Source organism: Pseudomonas sp., from assembly GCF_041601375.1.
In the GTDB taxonomy this organism is placed as follows: domain Bacteria; phylum Pseudomonadota; class Gammaproteobacteria; order Pseudomonadales; family Pseudomonadaceae; genus Aquipseudomonas.
The window spans coordinates 1-19,205 of sequence record NZ_JBFIIG010000001.1; the positions used below are offsets into that span (position 1 = coordinate 1).

General features: G+C 63.1%; 20 protein-coding genes. 3 read left to right on the top strand and 17 right to left on the bottom strand.

What is annotated here, in order from left to right; translation table 11 throughout:
* The 4 genes from ABZE94_RS00005 to ABZE94_RS00020 all read right to left on the bottom strand — a co-directional run.
* A partial coding sequence (locus ABZE94_RS00005; RefSeq protein WP_372873487.1) for an ACP S-malonyltransferase occupies window positions 1-450 on the bottom strand: 450 nt, incomplete at its 3' end.
* Between the two features lie 324 nt (window positions 451-774).
* Complete coding sequence (gene plsX, locus ABZE94_RS00010; RefSeq protein WP_372873488.1) at window positions 775-1,785, bottom strand: phosphate acyltransferase PlsX; 1,011 nt, start codon at window positions 1,783-1,785, stop codon at window positions 775-777.
* 3 nt (window positions 1,786-1,788) lie between these two features.
* Window positions 1,789-1,971 carry a 50S ribosomal protein L32 gene (rpmF, locus tag ABZE94_RS00015; RefSeq protein WP_079201670.1) on the bottom strand — a complete coding sequence of 61 codons (183 nt, stop codon included), beginning with the start codon at window positions 1,969-1,971 and terminating at the stop codon, window positions 1,789-1,791.
* A gap of 13 nt (window positions 1,972-1,984) precedes the next feature.
* On the bottom strand, window positions 1,985-2,512 hold the full coding sequence (locus tag ABZE94_RS00020; protein WP_372873489.1) for a YceD family protein: 528 nt from the start codon (window positions 2,510-2,512) through the stop codon (window positions 1,985-1,987).
* A gap of 110 nt (window positions 2,513-2,622) precedes the next feature.
* Here ABZE94_RS00020 and ABZE94_RS00025 point away from each other — a divergent pair, with 110 nt between their 5' ends.
* Entirely contained in the window at window positions 2,623-3,201 is a 579-nt protein-coding gene (locus ABZE94_RS00025; protein WP_372873490.1) for a nucleoside triphosphate pyrophosphatase, read from the top strand.
* A gap of 56 nt (window positions 3,202-3,257) precedes the next feature.
* On the opposite strand, the gene ABZE94_RS00030 is transcribed toward ABZE94_RS00025, so the two are convergent.
* From ABZE94_RS00030 to rluC, 3 genes are read right to left on the bottom strand one after another with little or no spacing between them, the layout of a single operon-like run.
* The gene (locus ABZE94_RS00030) at window positions 3,258-4,238 is read right to left on the bottom strand and encodes a S49 family peptidase (RefSeq protein WP_372873491.1); all 981 of its coding nucleotides are present in this window, start codon (window positions 4,236-4,238) and stop codon (window positions 3,258-3,260) included.
* Entirely contained in the window at window positions 4,228-4,923 is a 696-nt protein-coding gene (locus tag ABZE94_RS00035; RefSeq protein WP_372873492.1) for an HAD-IA family hydrolase, read from the bottom strand. Before ABZE94_RS00035 ends, ABZE94_RS00030 begins: the two co-directional genes overlap by 11 nt.
* Entirely contained in the window at window positions 4,916-5,869 is a 954-nt protein-coding gene (rluC, locus tag ABZE94_RS00040; protein WP_372873493.1) for a 23S rRNA pseudouridine(955/2504/2580) synthase RluC, read from the bottom strand. Before rluC ends, ABZE94_RS00035 begins: the two co-directional genes overlap by 8 nt.
* Window positions 5,870-6,442: 573 nt before the next feature.
* Here rluC and rne point away from each other — a divergent pair.
* Complete coding sequence (rne, locus tag ABZE94_RS00045; protein WP_372873494.1) at window positions 6,443-9,529, top strand: ribonuclease E; 3,087 nt, start codon at window positions 6,443-6,445, stop codon at window positions 9,527-9,529.
* Window positions 9,530-9,656: 127 nt separating this feature from the next.
* Here the strand turns inward: rne and murB are convergent, their stop codons facing one another.
* From murB to ABZE94_RS00085, 8 genes are all read right to left on the bottom strand, one after another.
* Window positions 9,657-10,676 carry a UDP-N-acetylmuramate dehydrogenase gene (murB, locus tag ABZE94_RS00050; protein WP_372873495.1) on the bottom strand — a complete coding sequence of 340 codons (1,020 nt, stop codon included), beginning with the start codon at window positions 10,674-10,676 and terminating at the stop codon, window positions 9,657-9,659.
* Window positions 10,673-11,137, bottom strand: coding sequence for a low molecular weight protein-tyrosine-phosphatase (locus tag ABZE94_RS00055; protein ID WP_372873496.1), 465 nt, complete (start codon window positions 11,135-11,137; stop codon window positions 10,673-10,675). The genes murB and ABZE94_RS00055 overlap by 4 nt, the downstream gene beginning before the upstream one ends.
* Window positions 11,137-11,901: a 3-deoxy-manno-octulosonate cytidylyltransferase gene (kdsB, locus tag ABZE94_RS00060; RefSeq protein WP_372873497.1), complete on the bottom strand. Its 765-nt coding sequence runs from the start codon at window positions 11,899-11,901 to the stop codon at window positions 11,137-11,139. The genes ABZE94_RS00055 and kdsB overlap by 1 nt, the downstream gene beginning before the upstream one ends.
* Window positions 11,902-12,087: a Trm112 family protein gene (locus ABZE94_RS00065; protein ID WP_372873498.1), complete on the bottom strand. Its 186-nt coding sequence runs from the start codon at window positions 12,085-12,087 to the stop codon at window positions 11,902-11,904. It lies immediately after the preceding gene.
* A 61-nt stretch (window positions 12,088-12,148) separates the two neighbouring features.
* On the bottom strand, window positions 12,149-13,153 hold the full coding sequence (lpxK, locus tag ABZE94_RS00070) for a tetraacyldisaccharide 4'-kinase (protein ID WP_372873499.1): 1,005 nt from the start codon (window positions 13,151-13,153) through the stop codon (window positions 12,149-12,151).
* Between the two features lie 13 nt (window positions 13,154-13,166).
* Window positions 13,167-13,595, bottom strand: a complete 429-nt coding sequence (locus ABZE94_RS00075) for a biopolymer transporter ExbD (RefSeq protein ID WP_090497327.1) — start codon at window positions 13,593-13,595, stop codon at window positions 13,167-13,169.
* Window positions 13,592-14,224, bottom strand: a complete 633-nt coding sequence (locus ABZE94_RS00080; RefSeq protein ID WP_372873500.1) for a MotA/TolQ/ExbB proton channel family protein — start codon at window positions 14,222-14,224, stop codon at window positions 13,592-13,594. The genes ABZE94_RS00075 and ABZE94_RS00080 overlap by 4 nt, the downstream gene beginning before the upstream one ends.
* A gap of 72 nt (window positions 14,225-14,296) precedes the next feature.
* Window positions 14,297-16,510, bottom strand: a complete 2,214-nt coding sequence (locus ABZE94_RS00085; protein WP_372873572.1) for a DNA internalization-related competence protein ComEC/Rec2 — start codon at window positions 16,508-16,510, stop codon at window positions 14,297-14,299.
* A 152-nt stretch (window positions 16,511-16,662) separates the two neighbouring features.
* Here ABZE94_RS00085 and ABZE94_RS00090 point away from each other — a divergent pair, with 152 nt between their 5' ends.
* On the top strand, window positions 16,663-17,193 hold the full coding sequence (locus ABZE94_RS00090) for a DUF2062 domain-containing protein (RefSeq protein ID WP_372873501.1): 531 nt from the start codon (window positions 16,663-16,665) through the stop codon (window positions 17,191-17,193).
* A 77-nt stretch (window positions 17,194-17,270) separates the two neighbouring features.
* On the opposite strand, the gene ABZE94_RS00095 is transcribed toward ABZE94_RS00090, so the two are convergent.
* Together ABZE94_RS00095 and lolD are read right to left on the bottom strand one after the other, a co-directional pair.
* Window positions 17,271-18,515, bottom strand: coding sequence for a lipoprotein-releasing ABC transporter permease subunit (locus ABZE94_RS00095; protein WP_372873502.1), 1,245 nt, complete (start codon window positions 18,513-18,515; stop codon window positions 17,271-17,273).
* Entirely contained in the window at window positions 18,515-19,198 is a 684-nt protein-coding gene (gene lolD, locus ABZE94_RS00100; protein ID WP_372873503.1) for a lipoprotein-releasing ABC transporter ATP-binding protein LolD, read from the bottom strand. The genes ABZE94_RS00095 and lolD overlap by 1 nt, the downstream gene beginning before the upstream one ends.
* Between the last annotated feature and the right edge of the window lie 7 nt (window positions 19,199-19,205).

Here is a 19,205-nt window from a genome sequence, read left to right on the forward strand (position 1 = left end):
CGCTTCGGCGCAGGCGGCCAGCACGTCGGCATCGTCCAGCCCAAGGATAGCCGCCATGCCGCCCTGCCCAGCCGGCACCGCCTGCTGCATCAACTGGCCGCGCAGCTCCACCAGCTTCACCGCCTCGGCGAATGCCAGGCTGCCCGCCGCTACCAGCGCGGAGTACTCGCCCAGGCTATGACCGGCGACGAAGGCCGGACGCGCCCCCCCCTCGGCCAGCCACAGGCGCCACAGAGCGGTCGACGCAGCAAGGATCGCCGGCTGGGTTTTGTCGGTTTGATTGAGCTGCTCTTCCGGACCCTGCTGGACCAGGGCCCAGAGGTCGTAGCCGAGCACGTCGGCAGCTTCGGCAAACGTATCGATAACGACTTGCTGTGAGCCATGCCCAGCCAACATCGTTAGCGACTGCGAGCCTTGCCCGGGGAAGACGAATGCGAGGGATGCAGACATGTAAACGAGCCTCTATGGTCTTAGGACCTGTCAATCAATAACTACGCCGTCTTGCTGGTCTTTTCGTCCGCCTTCGGCGTTACGGCAAGGCTTACATAGAACGACTATGCGCGCCTTGCCGTGAATTGAAGGCAAACGAAGATCCGGCGCAATACGTGGCAGTTATTTCTTTCAATGCCCTTATGTCGAAAAATTCGCGCCCGGCAGAGTCAAGCGCAACAAACTGACAGTTGGATGACAGGCCACCCGCCGCGGTCACATTAGCAGCCCAAGCAAGCGCCGGCGCTCCGCAGCGGCAAGCCCGCAACCCCATCAAAAACCGGCTCAGAGCAACCTATCCTCGAGACGACCATGCAGGCGCTGCGGCAAGTTGTCCTCAATTTCCCTCAGCGCGCGACAAATGGCGCTTTTGAAACCCTCAGCGCCCGCCGAGCCATGACTCTTCACCACAATGCCCTGCAGGCCGAGCAGGCTCGCGCCATTATGCTGCGCAGGCGCCAGCTCGGCGCGCAAGCGCCGCAGCACCGGCATCGCCACCAGGCCTGCCAACCGCGAAACCAGGTTGCGCCGGAACAACAACGCGATACGCGCCGCAATCATCGTCGCCAGGCCTTCGCTGGATTTGAGCAGAATATTGCCAACAAAGCCGTCGCACACCACTACATCGGCGTCGCCACGATAGAGCCCGTCACCCTCGATAAAACCGATGTAATTCAAGCCAGGGGCTTGCTGCAAAAGACCCGCGGCAAGCTTGACCTGCTGATTGCCCTTGACCTCCTCGGTGCCGACATTGAGCAACGCCACACGTGGCCGCACCATCCCCAACGCCTCGGCAGCCACCGCCCCCATCACGGCGAACTGATAGAGCTGCTCGGCGCTGCAGTCGACATTAGCCCCCAGGTCGAGCAAATGACAGCAGCCGGTCTGGGTCGGCACGGCCGTCACCATGGCCGGGCGATCTATCCCCGGCAAGGTTTTCAGCACATAACGCGACAACGCCATCAAGGCCCCGGTATTACCCGCACTGACACATGCCTGAGCCCGCCCATCTCGAAGCAATTCCAGCGCCACCCGCATCGACGAATCCGCCTTGCCGCGCAGCGCTTGCGCTGGACGCTCGTCCATGGTGACCACTTCGCAAGCATGTTCGACATGCAGGCGTGCGCGATCGACGCCAGGATTGCCGGCAATCAAATCTTCGATAAGAGGGGCTTGGCCGACTAGGACCAGGTGCAACGAAGGGTACTCGGCCAAGCAGGCAAGGCTGGCCTGAACAATGCTGTGGGGACCGAAGTCCCCACCCATTGCATCAATCGCGATGATCGGAGCGGACAAGGATTACTCGTCAGCGCCCTTGTCGATCACTTTGCGACCACGGTAAACGCCTTCCGGCGATACGTGGTGGCGCAGATGGATTTCACCGGTGCTTTTCTCGACGGACAGGGTGCTGGCATCGAGCGCGTCGTGCGAACGACGCATGTCACGGGCGGAACGGGATTTTTTGTTCTGCTGAACAGCCATAACTGATTAACTCCTAAACGTTTGGGTCACGCTTTAACTGCGCCAATACACTGAACGGGTTGGACCGCGTTACCTCGTCCTCGCTCGAATCGGGCTCTTCGAGGCCGACCGGCTGCTGGCAATCTTTAGGGTCATGAACCGGGACAATGGGCAAGGCGAGCAACAGCTCCTCCTCAACCAGCGCCAGCAGATCCAATGGATCTTCACCCAATTCCAGCACGTCATAGCCCTTCGGCACGGACTGGGTATTTGCACCTTCCTTCACCACCGCGTAATCACACTCGCTATGGATCGGCAGGGCAACCAGTTCCAGACAACGCTGGCAAACCATCTTGACCTCAACCTCGAGCTCACTATGGAAAACCACAGCATTACGCTCATCACGCTCGAAGAAAAACTTCGCACGCACCATGCCTTGGTTATCGGCAAGTGGGTCGCAGAGTCGCGCCAAATCGACTAGCGGTATCGCGCCTTCAAGCGTGGTACCACGATCAGCCAACTTGCGCGGATCAACATGAGGTGGAATCGGTGCGTTTAACATAGGCGCCGCATTCTATGGATGCACCCCGCCCCTGTCAAAGGATATTCGGCCTGTCCAGCGCGAAGAGTGCCGACTAGAATTGCCCGGCCATATACAGGAGATACATAGACATGCCGCCTCTGGTGCTCGCATCCAGCTCGCCCTACCGCCGGGAACTACTGACCCGCCTGCGCCTGCCCTTTACCTGGAGCGCACCGGCAATCAATGAAGCCCCTCGACCCGATGAAGGCGCCAGCTCACTGGTGCGCCGCCTGGCAGAAGAAAAAGCCCGCACCCTGAGCCCCGACCACCCGCACCACCTGATCATCGGCTCGGACCAGGTCGCCGTACTGGGCAAGCAGATTCTCGGCAAGCCCGAAACATACGAGCGCGCCTACGCGCAACTGCTCGCCGCAAGCGGCAATAGCGTCACCTTCCTCACCGGCCTGGCCCTGCTCGACAGCCAAAACGGCCACTGCCAGGTCGACTGCATCCCCTTCACCGTGCACTTCCGCCAGCTGAGCGAGGCACAAATCACCCGCTATCTGCAGGCCGAGCAGCCCTACGACTGCGCCGGCAGCTTCAAGGCCGAAGGACTGGGCGTCAGCCTGTTTCGCAGCACCGAAGGCACTGACGCCACCAGCCTGATCGGCCTGCCCCTGATCCGCCTGGTGGACATGCTCCATGTGGCCGGCATCGATATCCCATAACGCAACAAGCCCGATCAATGACCGGGCTTGCATGCAACGCGAAATCGACTTAATCACTAGCGCAGGCTTGGCCCCTGAAACCCCATCCACATGGCCAGATTCTCGGCGACGCTGGCACCCAGGCGCTTGGCGAAGCGATCGAACGGCGACTCCTTGACCGTAAAGTCAACCAACTCTTTCTCGCCGACCACTTCACGCGCGACATAGCTGGCATTACCCAGGGCATCGATCAAGCCAAGCTGCAGCGCCTGCTCGCCCGACCACACCAGCCCCGAGAACAGCTCGGGATGCTCCGCCGACTTCAGCCGGTCACCACGCCCCTGCTTGACGCTGTCGATGAACTGTTGATGCGTGGTCTCCAGCACCCCCTGCCAGAACTGCGCTTCATCTTCTCTAGGCGGCTGGAAGGGATCGAGAAACGCCTTGTGCTCGCCAGCGGTGTACACCCGACGATCGACCCCCAGCTTTTCCATCACCCCGACGAAGCCGAAACCGGCCGCCGTCACGCCAATCGAGCCGACCAAACTTGCCTTGTCGGCATAGATCTGATCCGCGGCGCTGGCGATGTAGTAGGCCCCAGAGGCCCCGAGATCGGTGATCACCGCATACAACTTGATCGCCGGGTATTGGCCGCGCAGACGACGAATCTCCTCATAGATATAACCCGACTGCACCGGGCTGCCGCCCGGGCTGTTGATCCGCAGGATCACACCCTTGGTGTTAGCGTCCTCGAACGCGGTGCGCAGGCTACCGACTATGTTGTCGGCGCTGGCCATCTCCTTGTCGGCGATCATCCCGCGCACCTCGATCAACGCGGTATGACTCGCACCACTCTTGACGCCTTCCTTCAGATCAAGCAGCGGCGCAAACAGCGCCAGCGCAGCAAACAGATAAATAAAAGTCAGCGACTTGAAGAAGATCCCCCAGCGCCGCGACCGACGCTGCTCCTGAACGCTAGCCAGCAGGGTTTTTTCCAGCAGCTTCCAGCTTTTCTCATCGCCTTCGCCAGCAGCCGATCCTTTCCATTCATCCGACATAGTCACCCACCTCAATTGGTTGCCCATCTGCGCGCCGATCGAGCCAGGCATGCAATTCCACGAAATTGTCTATCGTCAGCGCCGGACCATACTCACGCAACACTGCCAAGGGCTGAGCCCCGTAACCTACCGCCACGCTATCCATCCCGGCATGCCGAGCCATCTGCAAATCGAACGATGAGTCACCTACCATCAAGGCCCGCCCCGCAGGGACGCCACAATGCTCGAGGATTTCCTCCAGCATCAGCGGATTCGGCTTGCTTGCCGTTTCGTCGGCGCAGCGGGTGACATCGAAGTAATCCAGCCAGCCACGCCCCTCCAGCACACGCCGCAAACCATGGCGGCTTTTGCCCGTGGCCACAGCCAAACGATAGCCCTGCGCACGGAATACCGCCAACGCCTCGGCGACCCCCGGGAACAACGCCGAGGGCTGAGCCTCCAGCGCCAGATAACGCTCGCTATAACAGTGGCGGAAGCGCTCGACCAGCGCCAACTCGACCAGCTCGGGATGCAGGCTGGCGATCGCCTCTGGCAACCCCAGCCCGATAATCCCCTTGACCTGCACATCGCCACGCCGAGCCAACCCGCAGGAATCCGCTGCCCAGTGCATCGACTCGACGATGCGCCCAATGGAATCAACCAGCGTGCCGTCCCAATCGAAGATCAACAACTCATAGTCAGACACTCAGACGCTCCAGCGTATGCGCCCAGGCCGCATCGACCGGCGCCTCCAGGCGGAGCTCGCCACCATCGGGCAGCGGCACGACCAGCGCATAGGCATGCAGGAACAGACGCTTGCCGCCCAGCCCGCGGATCTCGCGACTGAAGTCGTCATCGCCATACTTGCTGTCGCCGGCGATGCAATGCCCGGCATACTGGCTGTGCACACGAATCTGGTGGGTGCGCCCGGTTACCGGCTTGGCCTCGACCAGGGTGGCGAACTCACCGAAACGGCGCAGCACGCGGAACAGCGTCAGCGCCTCCTTGCCTTCATCGTTGACCTCGACCATACGCTCGCCGGAGCGCAGATTACTCTTCTGCAAAGGTGCATTGACCCGCTTCTTGGCGGTCGCCCAGTGCCCCCGCACCAGCGCCATATACCGCTTGTCCACGCCGTCGCCGCGCAAAGCCTCGTGCAGATGGCGCAACATGCTGCGCTTCTTGGCGATCATCAGCAGCCCGGAGGTGTCGCGATCGAGGCGATGAACCAGCTCCAACTCCTTGGCGTCCGGGCGCAGCTGACGGAAAGCCTCTATCACCCCGTAGTTGAGACCGCTGCCGCCGTGCACGGCGATGCCGGCGGGCTTGTTCAGCACGATCAAGGCCTTGTCTTCATAAACGATGGCCGCCTCGAGGCGCTCGAGCAAGCCCTGCGCCAAGGGCGCCGGCTCATCGCGCTCAGCCAGACGCAGCGGCGGAACCCGAATGATATCGCCCGCCTGCAGCTTGTATTCCGGCTTGATGCGGCCCTTGTTCACCCGCACCTCGCCTTTACGCAAAATGCGGTAAATCAAGGTCTTGGGCACACCCTTTAACTGGGTGCGAAGGAAGTTGTCGATGCGCTGGCCGGCGAGTTCCGGCGCAACCTCGAGCAGCTGAACGCCGGAGGTTGTAGGAGTAGGAATTGTCATCGCGCAATCATAACAATTTTTTATGGATTTGAAGCACTTAATCATAACTGCTATAGTCGCGAACGCCGCCAAAAGCGGTCCGGTTTGCGGATGATCGCCAAAACTGCCATCCCCAACCGACGCAACCCATTTGGGACGTAAGGCCGTCCGACGGGTTATTCAGACGATAGAAAGCCGCAAAGGCCGCGAATAACTCGGAAATAAAGCCTTAAGCCATGATGCGCAGCCGCCCCCATTGGGCGTTTGCGGTAACTGCCAACCCGCTGCGGATGTTATGCGAGCGGCACCCGATTTTCAGTGATACGTGTAGGGTGGAGATGTACAACCGTCGGTCTGCGTAGCTTTATCGAAGACGCTTCATCTCGTCCGCTACCGACAGTTGATTCCTCCTCCTGACCAATGCTTTCTGTCACAACAGCAAGCAGGAGATGTCCGTCGCGACCCAGCCCAACTGGCTGACTGTCGCTTGACAATGAAACGATTTACGCCCGTTTCTGACGCGCCTGACACCGACCCTGAGAGTCGTGTGTGCCGAACGCCGCTTCCGCCAGCACCGGAAACCGACGGTACAACATGAAAAGAATGCTGATTAACGCAACTCAACCCGAAGAGTTGCGTGTTGCTCTGGTCGACGGCCAACGCCTGTATGACCTGGACATAGAATCGGGCGCCCGCGAGCAAAAGAAGGCCAACATCTATAAAGGCCGCATTACCCGTGTCGAACCCAGCCTCGAGGCCGCCTTTGTCGACTTCGGCTCGGATCGCCACGGTTTTCTCCCGCTCAAGGAGATCTCCCGCGAATACTTCAGCAAGGCTACCGAGGGCCGCGTCAACATCAAAGACGTGCTCAAGGAAGGCCAGGAAGTCATCGTTCAGGTCGAAAAAGAGGAACGCGGCAACAAGGGCGCAGCCCTGACCACCTTCATCAGCCTGGCCGGTCGTTACCTGGTGCTGATGCCGAACAACCCGCGCGCCGGCGGCATCTCGCGCCGCATCGAAGGCGAAGAACGCAACGAACTGCGCGAAGCGCTCAATGGCCTGGTCGCCCCGAGCGACATGGGCCTGATCGTGCGCACTGCAGGCCTGGGCCGTTCCAGCGAAGAAATGCAGTGGGACCTCGACTACCTGCTGCAATTGTGGAGCGCCATCAAGGAAGCCTCGCTCGATCGCGCCGCGCCCTTCCTGATCTACCAGGAAAGCAACGTGATCATCCGCGCGATCCGCGACTACCTGCGCCAGGACATCGGCGAAGTACTGGTCGACAGCGTCGAAGCGCAACAGGAAGCCCTGAGCTTCATCAACCAGGTGATGCCGCAGTACGCCAGCAAGATCAAGTTGTATGAAGACAGCGTGCCGCTGTTCAACCGCTTCCAGATCGAAAGCCAGATCGAAACCGCCTTCCAGCGCGAAGTGAAGCTGCCGTCCGGCGGCGCCATCGTGATCGACCCGACCGAAGCCCTGGTGTCGATCGACATCAACTCGGCGCGCGCGACCAAAGGCAGCGACATCGAAGAAACTGCCCTGCAGACCAACCTGGAAGCGGCCGAAGAAATCGCCCGCCAGCTGCGTCTGCGCGACATCGGCGGCCTGATCGTGATCGACTTCATCGACATGACCCCGGCCAAGAACCAGCGCGCCGTGGAAGAAAAGGTCCGCGAAAGCCTGGAAGCCGACCGCGCCCGTGTCCAGGTTGGGCGCATCTCGCGCTTCGGCCTGCTGGAAATGTCCCGTCAGCGCCTGCGCCCATCGCTCGGCGAGAGCAGCGGCATCGTCTGCCCGCGCTGCAACGGCCAAGGCATCATCCGTGACGTCGAATCGCTGTCCCTGGCGATCCTGCGCCTGATCGAAGAAGAAGCCCTGAAGGATCGCACCGCCGAGGTTCGCGCCCAGGTGCCGATCCCGGTTGCCGCCTTCCTGCTCAACGAGAAGCGCAACTCGATCACCAAGATCGAACTGCGCAGCCGCGCGCGCATCGTCATCCTGCCGAACGATCACCTGGAAACACCGCACTTCGAAGTGCAGCGCATTCGCGACGACAGCCCGGAAGCACAATCCACCCAGTCCAGCTATGAAATGGCTGCCACCGAAGTGGAAGAAGTGCAACCGGCTGCCGCCACCCGCACCCTGGTCCGCCAGGAAGCGGCGATCAAGACCGCGCCACAGCGCACCGCGCCGACACCTGCGGCCGAGGTCAGCGAACCCGTAGTAGCTCCCGCCAGCCAACCGAGCCTGTTCAAGGGCCTGGTGAAATCGCTGGTCAGCCTGTTCGCCGGCAAGGAAGAAGAAGCAGCCAAACCTGCGGTAATCGAGAAGAAAGCCAGCGAACGCCCGCAGCGTAGCGATGAGCGTCGTAGCGGCCGCCAGCAGAACCGCAGCCGCGGCGGGCGCCGCGACGAGGAACGCAAGCCGCGTGAAGAGCGCAAGCCGCGCGAAGAACGGGCTCCCCGCGAGGAGCGTGAACCGCGTGTAGCGCGTGAAGAAGCGCAACCGCGCGAAGCACGCCAACCACGTGAAACCGTTGAAATTCGCGAGCCACAGGAAGTCCGCCAGGCGCGCCCACCACGCGAAGGCCAGGAGAATCGCCGCGAGCGCAAGCCGCGCGAAGAGCGCCCAGCCCGCGAACTGCGCGAGCCGCTGGACGCCGTGCCAAGCGCCGACAGCAGCAGCGAGATCAGCACTGTCGAAGCGCCGGCCGAGCGCCCTCAACGCGAACCGCGCCAACCGCGCGCGCCCCGTGAAGAACGCCAGCCGCGCGCCGAAGCCGAAACAGCTGCCGCAAGCGACGATGAAGCACTGGTCAGCGAAAATGTTCAGCAAGACGACGAAGCAGAAGGCGCAGAAGGCGAGCGCCCACGCCGTCGCTCGCGTGGCCAGCGTCGCCGCAGCAATCGTCGCGAGCGGCAAGGCGACGCCAGCGGCAATGTGAGCGAAGGCACTGAAGAAGGCAGCGTAAACCAGGCTGAGGCCACTGCCCCGCTGGCAGCAGCCGCAACCGTTGCCGCTGAAGCGAGCAGCGAGCCGGTCAGCACCGAGCCCGCCGTGACCGAGCAAGCCGCCGAGGAAGCACCGGTTCAGTTGGTTGAACAGCCGGAGCAGCCAGTGACCGAGCAACCCAGTGCAGCAGACACGACTGAAGCGGCTCAAGCGGCTGAAGAAGTGACTGTAGCGACTGCCGAAACCAGTGCGCCGCAGGTCGTTGAAGCAACCCCGGAGATCAGCACAGAAGCCGTCACTCCCGCGCCAAGCGAAGAGCCAGCCGAAGTGGCGGTCGAAGTCGTTGCCAGCGAACCGGTCGAGCCCGCAACCCCAGCGACGGAAGAGATCGCAGAGACGGCAAGCAGCGCACCGAGCGCCACTGGCCGTGCGCCGAACGATCCGCGCGAAGTGCGTCGCCGTCAACGTGAAGCCGAGCGCCTGGCACGCGAAGCTGCCGAGGCTGCAGCCGCCCAGCCAGCCGAAGCGGCAGAACAAGCCAGCCCGGCCGAGCCAGCGTCTGAAGCTGCAGCCAGCGACGAAGCCAGCGAAGCAACCCACGAGGCACCGGTCCCTGAGACCAGCGAGCCGGAGCGCACACTGGCCGGCGTGATAGATGCCGACGCTGAAAGTGAAACCGAAACTGAAAAGAAACAGGATGAGCACGCGGACAAGCCGCACGCCTGAGACTATTCAGCGCAATAAAAAAGGGGATGCTTCGGCATCCCCTTTTTCATGCTTCTGATCACGCTATGCGGACGGCCCCAACGGGATCATGGCCTGCGACCACCCATCTCGTCACGCCGAAAACGGCTTAAAGCACGTTAGGCTCGATTTCCAGATCTACGGCGAAACGCCGGAATACATCCGCCTGGATCCGCTGCGCCAGCGCCAACAACTGTTGCCCGGTGGCCTGACCATAATTGACCAGCACCAGAGCCTGCAACCGATGCACCCCGGCATCGCCCTCACGAAAGCCTTTCCAGCCGGCGCGCTCGATCAGCCAGCCAGCGGCCAGCTTGACCCGACCATCGGCCTGCGGATAAGCGACCAGATCGGCATGCTCGGCGCCCAGGCGCTGCGCCAGCTCCACTGAAACCAACGGGTTCTTGAAAAAGCTGCCAGCGTTACCCAGCACCGCCGGATCCGGCAATTTCTCGCTGCGAATCGCACAGATCGCCTGGCTGACATCGACAGCCGTCGGCGCCGTCACACCCCGCTCCGCCAGACGCTGACGCAGCGGACCGTATTCGAGATGCAGCGCGGCCGTGCGGTTCAAGGCGAAGCGTACGCGCAGGATCACCCAGCGCCCCGCTTCCTGCTTGAACAGGCTGTCGCGATAGGCGAAGCCACAGTCGTCCAGGGAAAATTCGCGCAGCTCGCCGCTGCGGCGATCCAGGGCAGTCAGACCGACGAACAGGTCTTTCAGCTCGACGCCATAGGCGCCGATATTCTGCATCGGCGCGGCGCCGACCGTACCGGGTATCAGGCTGAGATTTTCCAGCCCCACCAGGCCCTGCAGCAGGGTCCACTGCACGAAGGGGTGCCAGGGTTCACCGGCCTCGACCTCGACCAGCACCCGCTCGCCATCATCCTGCAGCACGCGAATACCGCGACTGGCCATGCGCAGCACCAGCGCCTCGACATCGGCGGTCAGCAGCATATTGCTGCCACCGCCAAGCAGCAGCACGGGCAACTGTTGCTGTCGTGCATAGGCCAACGCTTCACGCACCTGATCGTCGTCATGCGCCTCGGCGAACCTGCGCGCCGCAACATCCACGGCGAAGCTGTTATAGGCCTTGAGCGAAACCCGCGACTGAACAGCAAGGCTCATAGTCGCCCCCGCAGCTCGCCGAGCAAGCCATCGCAGGCCTGTTCGAGCAGTTCCAGCACCTGTTCGAAACCTTCCTCGCCACCGTAATAGGGATCCGGCACCTCATCCAGCGCCTGACCATAGCGACGCAGGAACAGATCCAGCTCGGCCATTGCGCCGGCCGGCCGCAGGCGCCGCAGGTGCTCCAGATTGCTGTTATCCATGGCCAGAATCAGGTCGAAACGGCTGAAATCACCGGCGCAGACCTGCCGCCCGCGCAGGGCGGAAAGGTCATAACCGCGCAACTGCGCCGCTTGCCGAGTGCGGCTGTCCGGCGGCTTGCCCACATGCCAATCGCCGGTGCCGGCGGAATCGACCTCGACGCCCTCCTCCAGCCCCAGCTCACGCAACTTGTGCCGCAGCACCGCTTCGGCGGTGGGCGAGCGGCAGATATTGCCCAGACAGACAAACAGGACGCGCATCAGGCCCCCAGCAGTCGGCGCACGCGCTCGAGATCTTCCCGGGTATCGACCCCGGCCGGCGGACGCTGCAGGGCGTCGGCGACGTGAATGCGCACGCCGTGCCAGAGCGCGCGCAGCTGCTCCAGGCACTCGCTGTCCTCCAGCCAGCAAGGTCCCCAGGCGACGAAATCGTGAAGGAACTGCGCGCGGTAGGCATAGATGCCGATATGCCGGCGGAAGGGCACGTTGGCCGGCAGCTGCTCGCGACTGATGGCAAACGCATCGCGCGCCCAGGGCAAGGCGGCACGGCTGAAGGTCAGGGCCAGGCCATTGCGATCGCTCACGACCTTGACCACGTTGGGATTGAACAGCGCGGCCACATCGTCGATCGGCTCGGCCAGGGTGGCGATCGCCGCCTGCGAATTGGCCGCCAGGTTGGCCGCCACCTGATCGATGATTGCCGGCGGAATCAGCGGCTCGTCCCCCTGCACGTTGACCACGATGGCGTCGGGCGCCAGCCCCAGCGCGGCGGCCACTTCGGCCAGGCGATCGGTGCCGGAGTTATGCTCGGCGCGGGTCAACAGCACTTCGGCGCCGAAACCGCGGCAGGCCTCGACGATGCGCGCATCGTCGGTCGCCACCACCACCTGTCGGGCGCTGCTTTTGCAAGCCTGCTCCCATACATGCCGGATCATCGGCTTGCCGGCGATGTCCTGCAGGGGCTTGCCGGGCAGACGGCTGGAGGCGTAACGCGCCGGGATCACAACGGTAAAGGCGTTGCTCATTTACTTGTCCAGGCGTTCGTCGACGTTTAGGGTACGGGCTTCGCTTTCCAGCATCACCGGGATGCCGTCACGCACCGGAAAGGCCAGGCCATCGACCTTGCAGATCAGTTCGGACTTGTCGGCAGCAAGCTTGAGCGGGCCCTTGCACAGTGGGCAGGCCAAAATATCGAGTAGTTTCGGGTCCATGGAAGATCCTTGCTGTAGAGCGGCTGCAATGAATGGGACGGCGCTTGCCATAGCCGCTGGCTTAGCGAGCGAGAGGCAGCAAAGCCGTCAATTGCGCATCGAACCAGGCAATGAAGGCCGCCGAGGGCTCGGCATCCACCACCAGGTACCACCAGTCATCGGCGGCAAAAGCCCGGCATTTGACCGCATCCTTTTCCGTCATGACCACAGGCAACGCCGGGCTGAATTTCAGCAGCTCGGCGCTGAACTGCGCATGGTCGGCAAAAGCATGCGCAATCGGCCGCCAGTGTAGCGTTTCGAGCGTATCGAAGAAACGCTGAGGATTACCGATGCCGGCGACGGCATGCAGCTGCTGCTGCGGTGAGAAATGCGTCAGGGGACACTGCTCACCACTACGCAGGTTGACCAGGGAGCGCGGACGCAAGCCGAAGGCGTAACCACCCTGCGGATCACTGCCGGCACCGTTGTAGAGCAGCGCATCGACGCTCAGCAGGCGCTCGACCGGCTCGCGCAACGGCCCGGCCGGCAGGCAACGTGCATTGCCCAGGCCGCGCGCCGCATCGATCAGCACCAGCTCCAGGTCACGGGCCAGGTGATAGTGCTGCAGGCCATCGTCACTGAGGATCAGATCCAGCGGCTCCGCTGCCAGCAAGGCAGCCACCGCACGCCCGCGATCGGGATCGATCATCAAGGGCACGGCACTGCGCTGGACGATCAGCAGCGGCTCGTCACCGGCAACGCTGGGGCTTTGCTCGGCTTGCACCCGCCAAGGCAACTGCGGCGGCTTGGCGCCGTAGCCACGACTGACCACGCCGACCCTGAGGCCACGCTGGCGGCAATGTTCGATCAACCAGAGGATCAGCGGGGTCTTGCCAGTGCCGCCGACGGTGATATTGCCCACCACCACGACCGGCACCGGAGCGCGGTATATCTCGCCCTCACCCGCGAGGAAGCGTGCACGCTTGCGCTGCACTACCTGCCGGTAAAGCAACTCCAATGGACGCAGCAACGCGAGCGCCGGATGCCCGGCATACCAGGCCGCGAGCAGCCGCTCGGACAGACTCATGGGAAAACGACCCTCAAGGCGCGGCCTGCGCCTCGACCGTGGTGATGCGCAGGTGGGCAAAGCCCAACTTGCCGGCGGCGTCCATGGCCGTGATCACCGCCTGATGGGGGGTCTTGCCATCGGCACTGATGGTCAGCGGCAGGCTGTTATCACCCGCCGATTCCTTTTGCAGCGCCGCCATCAAGCCATCCAGGTCACTTTTCAGCAGTTGCTTGCCATTCAGCGAATAACTGCCGTCGACGGCGATCAGTACCTCCAGCTGCTTGAGCTCGGTCTGCTCCGGCGGCGTGCCACTGGCGGCCTCGGGCAGATCAACCTTGAGCTGGGTCTCACGGGTGAAGGTGGTGGTGACCACAAAAAACAAGAGCAGGATGAACACCACGTCGATCAGCGAAGCCAGGTTGATCTCGACGTTCTCCCGTGGTTTGCGCCGGAATTTCACGCCTTGCCCTCAGCAAAATCGACGTCGCGGTCACCCTGTACCACTTCCACCAGCTTGATCGCTTCCTGCTCCATGCCGACCACCAGCTCATCGACCCGGCGCTGCAGGTAGCGGTGAAAGAACAACGCGGGAATGGCCACCATCAAACCGGCCGCCGTGGTGATCAATGCCTTGGAAATACCCGCGGCGAGCAGCGCCGCATTGGCCATGCCCGAGCCCATGAAGGAGCTGAATATCTCGATCATGCCCAGCACGGTGCCGAGCAAACCGAGCAGCGGCGCAATACCGGCGATGGTGCCCAGGGCATTGAGGTAGCGTTCCAGATCATGGATAACCCGCGCGGCCGCCTCTTCGATACACTCTTTCATGATCTCGCGACCATGCTTGGAGTTGGCCAGCCCGGCAGCCAGAATCTGCCCCAAGGGTGAGTTGTTGCGCAACTCCTTGAGCTTCTGGTTGTTCAGCTTCTTATCCTTGATCCAGCGCCACACCTGACCGAGCAGATGCGGCGGCGTGATGCGGCTGGGCCTTAGCGTCCACAGACGCTCGGCAATGATGCCGAGTGCAACGATAGAGCAGAGCATGATCGGCAGCATGATCCAGCCGCCAGCTTTAACCAGTTCCCACACGGTGGCACATCCCCTTTGGAAAAGTGGCGCCACTCTAGCATAGGGGCGACATGCCGCCGACCGCCGCGGTTCTCATTTTTCTCGCCAGAACCGTGCGCGCTCGCGCAACCCTTGCCCTCGGGCGAAGGCACCCAGACGAATGCGCACGGCTCCGAGCTCGACCGTGTCATAGAGCCGCGCGGACAGCGCCTCGTAACGCGCCAGCACACTGGCATGGGGATGACCGAAGGCATTGTGCTGGCCGCGGGAAATCAGTGCCGCACGTGGCGCCACGGTATCCAGCAAGGCCTGCGAGGAAGAGCTGCGGCTGCCATGATGCGGCGCCAACAGCCAGTGCGCGCGAAGGTCAAGGCCACTGTCGAGCAGCGCCCGCTCGGCGCTACTGTCGATATCACCGGTCAATAACAGCCGCTCGCCAGCCGCCTCGATCAGCAGTACGCAGGAAGCCTGGTTGCCATCCGTCGCCCCTGCCCAGTGCCAGGTCGTGAACCGCACCCCATCCCACTGCCAGCTGCGTCCCGACTCGCAGCGCTCGGCCTCGAGCAGACCAGGCAGTGCCGCGGCCTCGCCGCTCACCACCTGCCTGACCGCCATGCCCCGCTGAATCGCCAGCGCACCGCCGGCGTGATCGTTGTCGGCATGGCTGATCAGCAGCATGTCCAGCTGCCCCACCCCCAGCCCACGCAACGACGGCAGCACCACGCGCTCGCCCATATCGAAGTCACCGAAACGCGGCCCTGCGTCATACAGCAGCGCGTGTTCGCGGGTGCGCAGCAAGACCGCCAGGCCCTGGCCAACGTCCAGCATCCACACCTCGGCCTGACCATGGGCCGGACGCTGCGCCTCGGTATAGAACAGGGGCAGCAGAAAAACCCAGCCCAGGCTGCGCATAGGCACACCGGCCGGCAGTAGCAGCAGCAGAGTGCCTAATGCAACCAGCAGCCAAGCCCAGAGCGGTAATGTCTCGGGCAACCAGGCCGGTAGCCAGGCTGCGATCTGCGCCAGCAGCATGAACAGCAGCTTGAGCAAGCCACCGGCGAGCCATAGCAGCGCCTCGCCAAGCCAGGGCAGCGGCAAGAGCAAGGTGCCCAGCAATGCCAATGGCACCACCGCCAGGCCGACCCAGGGCACGGCAAACAGATTGGCCAGCGGCCCACTGGCACTGACCGGCAGGCCCAAGGCCAGCAACAGTGGAAGCAGACCGATGGCCATCGCCCATTGCGCCCGCCCCAGCGTCTGCCACCATGGCCACGCGCCCAGTCGGCCGCTGAAAATCAGGACCAGCAACAGCACTGCGCCGAAGGACAGCCAGAAGCCCGGTTGCAGGCTGGCCAGGGGCTCCAGCAGCAAGACCGCGACCAGCGCCAGCAACAGCGGCAGGAATACCCCGAGATGGCGGAAACGCCAACGCCACAGCAGCACCAGGCCGACCATCACACAGGCACGCCGCACCGGCACCTCGAAGCCTGCCAGCAGGCCGTAGCCGAGCGCACCGGCGAAGGCCAGGCCACAGGCCCAGGGCAACCACGGCCATCGCCGCGGCCACCAGCCCAGACGGGCCAAGCCGGCAATCAAGCCGTACAACAGCGCAGCCAGCAGGCCGATATGCTGACCGGAAATCACCAGCAAGTGCACCGTGCCGGTGTCTTGCAGCACGCGCCAATCGGCCGCCGACAGACCGGAGCCATCGCCCAGCACCAGGGCCGCCAGCGCCCCCTCGCGGTCATGGGCATCGACTGCAAGCAGGCGCCGGCGCAGCCCGTCGCGCCAGCTCCCGGGCCCGCTGGCGGCGCTCAGCCGTTGGCCACTCTTGACCGTGCCGGTCGCGCCAATGCGTTGCGCCAGCAACCAGGCCTCGTAATCGAATGACTGCGGATTGACCAGGCCATGGGGGCGTTTGAGGCGCACCGCCAGGCGCCAGGTCTCGCCGGCCCGCAGCTCGGGGCCGTCATACCAGGCCAGGCGCAGTCGCTGCGGCAACTCGGCTCGCCGCGACTCGGCCTGCTGCAATTGAAACCTGACCACCCCGTCGCGCCTATCGGGCAGGCCGACCACCTGCCCCTGCAACCACAGAGTGCGGCCATCGAGTTGCGGCGCCAGCCTGTCGTCCAGGGCCGAGTGCGCCGAGATGCCGGCCCAGCTGAGGCCGAACAGAAAAAACGCCAGCGGATAGCTGCGAAACGGCAGCAACATCAGCCCCAGGATCGGCAGCAGCCATAACATCCAGACCGGCGGTAAAACCGGCAATAGCCGTAACAGGAGCAAACCCGTCACCAGCGCCGACATCCCTATGCGCATAATCCCTCACTCCTTGAGATCCGATGCCATGGATCCAACCCAACCAGCGGCCTTCACTTATTTGCTGTGACAAAGTGTGAAAGCGGCCCTCGGCGAATCTGTGCATAATATTGGCGCTTTTAGCCCGCCAGAGAGCCACGATGCCGCGTCGTTTCTTCAAGCGCTACATGCCGCACCCGGACCGCATCAAGGCCAACAAGTCTCTGCGCTTTCTCGGCGCCCTGATTCACGACCCCAACCTCTGGCACCTCAACCGCCACTCGGTGGCTCGCGCCGTGGCCATCGGCCTGTTCTGGGCGATGATCCCCATGCCGCTGCAAATGGTCGCCGCCGCACTGGTCGCCATTCCCGCACGCGCCAATCTGCCCATCTCCGTTGGACTGGTCTGGCTGACCAACCCGATCACCATGCCGCCGGTGTTCTATTGCAGCTACAAGTTCGGCGCCTGGATGACCAGCACCCCCACCCTGCGCATGCCCGAAGAGATCACCCTGAGCTGGGTCGGCCATATGCTGCAGACCCACTGGCAACCTCTGCTCCTGGGTTCCTTCGTGCTCGGCTTGCTCTTGGCCGCGCTGGGCTACCTGGCTACCAACACCTACTGGCACTGGTGGGTAAGGCGCAGCTGGCGCAAGCGCCAGGAACAACGCCGCCAGAACAAGCCGGATTAATCGATAGCTTCTTCACCAGCCCTGAAACGAAAAAGCCGTTACTCGCGTAACGGCTTTTGGCGTGCACAGAGACTAGCTCATTCGTAGCGCAAGGCTTCCGCCGGCTGAATCCCGGCGGCCCGCCAGGACGGATAGAGGGTCGCGAGAAAGCTCAGGGCAAAGGCCGCGCCGCAGATCAGCAGCACATCGGCGAACAGCAACTCGGACGGCAGATTGCTGATGAAGTAGACATCCGAGCTGAGCACCTGCTGACCGCTGAGACGCTCGATCCAGCCGACCAACTGGCTGACATTCAGCGCCGCGACGATGCCCAGCACGGCACCGATCAGCGTGCCAACCACCCCGATCACCGTGCCCTGGACCATGAATATGCCCATGATCTGCCCAGGGGTCGCACCCAGGGTCCGCAGGATGGCGATATCCCCCCCCTTGTCGGCGACCACCATGATCAAGGTGGCAATGATATTGAACGCAGCCACGGCCACGATCAGCAGCAACAGCAAGCCGATCATGGTCTTTTCCATCTTCATGGCACTGAACAGACTGCCCTGGGTCAGCGTCCAGTCGCTGGCTCGAAACCCCTCGCCCAACTCGCTGACGATGGCGGCCGACACCTGCGGCGCCTGATACAGATCTTGCAGTTTCAAACGCACACCAGGCACCTGGCCCGGCTGCAAGCGCTGGATCTGCGCGGCATCGGCGACATGCAGCAAGGCCAGCGAGCTGTCCAGCTCGGCACCGACCTTGAACACCCCGATCACATTGACCGCCTGCATGCGCGGCGTGATACCACCGGGCACCGAACTGGCCTCGGGCACGATCAGCGCCAAGCGATCGCCGAGCTTCAGCTGAAAGCGCCGGGCGGTAATTTCGCCGATCACCACGCCGAACTCACCGGCCTGCAGATCGCCCAGGCGCCCCTGGGTCATATGCTCGGCAATGATCGACACCTGCGGCTCCAACTCGGGATCGATGCCCTGCAACTGAATCGGCTGCATCGCGCCACGGTAGGACAACATGCCTTCCAGCTCGGCAAAGGGCACGGCGGCCACCACTTGTGGATTGCGCTTGGCAGCCGCGGCCACCGCCTGCCAATCATCCAGTGGCTCAACTCCGGAGATCGCCGCATGCGGTACCAAGCCGAGGATCCGCGAGCTCATTTCCTTCTGAAACCCATTCATCACCGACAGCACCACGATCATCGCCAACACACCCAGGGCGAGGCCGATCATCGAGGTCAGAGAAATAAAGGAAATGAAATGGTTGCGCCGCTTGGCCCGGGTGTAGCGGGTACCGATGTACAGACTCAGAGGGCGGAACATCAGGCGGCCACCAACTTGCCGTCTTCCAGGCGCAGGATGCGATCCATCTGTCGGGCCAGTTCCAGGTCGTGGGTCACCACCAGGAAAGCGGTACGCGACGCGCTGCTCAACTCCCTCATCAGGTCCTGAATGCCCTGGGCGGTGTGATGATCGAGGTTGCCGGTAGGCTCGTCGAGCAGCACCAGCCCCGGTCGATTGACCAGGGCACGGGCAATCGCCACGCGCTGGCGCTCGCCACCGGACAGCTCCGCCGGCTTGTGCGCCAGGCGATGGCCGAGCCCGACCCGTTCGAGCAGCGCGGTCGCCCGCTGACGCGCCTCGGCAATCGGCGTGCGCCCGATCAGCAGTGGCATGCAGACGTTTTCCAGTGCCGTGAACTCCGGCAGCAGGTGATGGAACTGATAGACGAAGCCCAGCGAGCGGTTGCGCAGCAGGCCACGCTCCTTCTCGCTCAGCGCCGACAGTTCCTCGCCCGCCAGCCAGACGCTACCGGCACTGGGCGTATCCAGGCCACCGAGCATGTTCAGCAAGGTGCTCTTGCCCGAGCCGGAACTGCCGACAATCGCCATCCGCTCGCCGGGGTGCAGTTCCAGCTGCAAGCCTTCCAGCACCACCACCGACTGCGGTCCTTCCTCGTAGCTTTTGCCGAGGTTGCGGCAACTCAACACAGCACGCTCTTGCATAACCTGA